1 protein-coding gene is annotated in these 1,524 nt (G+C 65.6%); it reads left to right on the top strand.

Annotated features, from left to right (window positions below; translation table 11 throughout):
- Window positions 1-727 (top strand): alpha/beta hydrolase (locus ACRDUX_RS27390; protein WP_526418404.1); only part of this gene is annotated, 727 nt, incomplete at its 5' end.
- Between the last annotated feature and the right edge of the window lie 797 nt (window positions 728-1,524).

Raw genomic sequence — 1,524 nt, 5'->3', positions numbered from 1 at the left:
ACTGATGGTCGAGTCACAGCGGCAGACCACTCCAGGTACGATCCTGTACTTCCACGGCGGCGGCAATGTGTCTGGCTCTCCCGAGACTGCACTGTCGCTCACCTCGGCCCTGGTCGACCGAACCGGCATCCGTTCGTTCTCCCTCGACTACCGGCTCGCACCGGAACACCCGTTTCCCGCCGGGCTGCAGGATGCACTCGCGGCCTACCGTGAGCTTCTGGACGGGGGTGCGGCTCCCACGAGCATCGCGTTTGCCGGTGACTCAGCTGGCGGAGGCATTGCGGTGTCAGCCTGCCTGATGGCCCGAGACGCCGGCCTGCCGATGCCTGCCGCTGTCGTCGCATTCTCCCCGGGACTGGACTACACGCGTTCCGGTGAGAGCATTGACGACAAGGCTGGTGTCGACCCCTTCTTCACCCGCGAGACCCTCAACGCCACGGCCAAAATGTATCTGGCAGGCCAGGATCCGGACCAGGAGTTGCTCAGTCCGGCCACGCGTGCGAACCTGACTGGGTTTCCTCCCCTGTTGCTGCAAGTCGGGACGAACGAAGTCCTGCTCGATGACTCCACACGCCTGGCCGACCGCGCACGGGCAGCGGGTGTCGACGTGATCCTCGATGTCACCGCCGACGTGCCGCACGTCTTCCAATCCTTCGTCGGCCTCCTCGACGAAGCCGATCACGCGCTAGACCGTGCGGCACTTTTCCTAACGCAACACCTCGCCTGACTGCACTCGAGATCTTCGCGCTCAACGCCGGTGGGGCGTCCATGCCTCACCAATGGCGGAGGAATTGGTACACCGAGCCCGGCTGCTGGGAAACGTCGATGAGTCCGCCCGCTAAGACGCTTCCAACGTCACTGCCCAACAACGCTATTACTGCATTGCTGACTGAGCCGCCGGATGGCGAACAGCCGCGGCGGCGCAGCGACTGGCCTGAGCGCGATCGCGCATCATTCTCACCGCACTGCTGGCCGGTCTGCGCTACGAGGAACTGATTGGCGCCAACGACGGCAGTCTGCAACCGCGAACCTCGCTCCCCCACCGGGGGATTGAATGCCTGGCCCGGCGAACTCACGTTTGTCGGCACCGATGGTGGCCGCATCACCCGCGGGACCCTGCAATACCGGGTCCTGCGCGCCTGCCGAAAGGCGGGCATCGACGGCGAACGAGCGCGCTGCGCCCTTGTGTATGGACTGCGGCACACCTTCGCCACTGAGCTCGCCAATTCCGATGTCAGCGTCGCAATTCCCAGATCGCGAGGGTCACGGGTCTGATCACCGAGGTCGGCCACCCCGACCGGGGCGAAACCGAAACTGTCGGCCAACTCGCGAAAGGTTGCCTTCGCTGCGGCGTCGTCGCATACCGAGTACATTGCGCCCGACCCGCGCCACCCGGCTGGGCGCCAAGTCTTGTTCTATGCGGGGCCCTGGCCCGTCAACGCGACCCCGGCCTCATGGGCTTGGCGCCCTCCTGGAAGGTGACCACGACCTCGATCCGCTGACCACCGCGACCGTGGCGTGCAC

Source organism: Mycobacterium sp. (assembly GCF_050701675.1).
Classification (GTDB): Bacteria; Actinomycetota; Actinomycetes; order Mycobacteriales; family Mycobacteriaceae; genus Mycobacterium.
The sequence above is the reverse complement of the archived record's forward strand: the minus strand, read 5'-3'. Positions and strand labels throughout refer to the sequence as shown.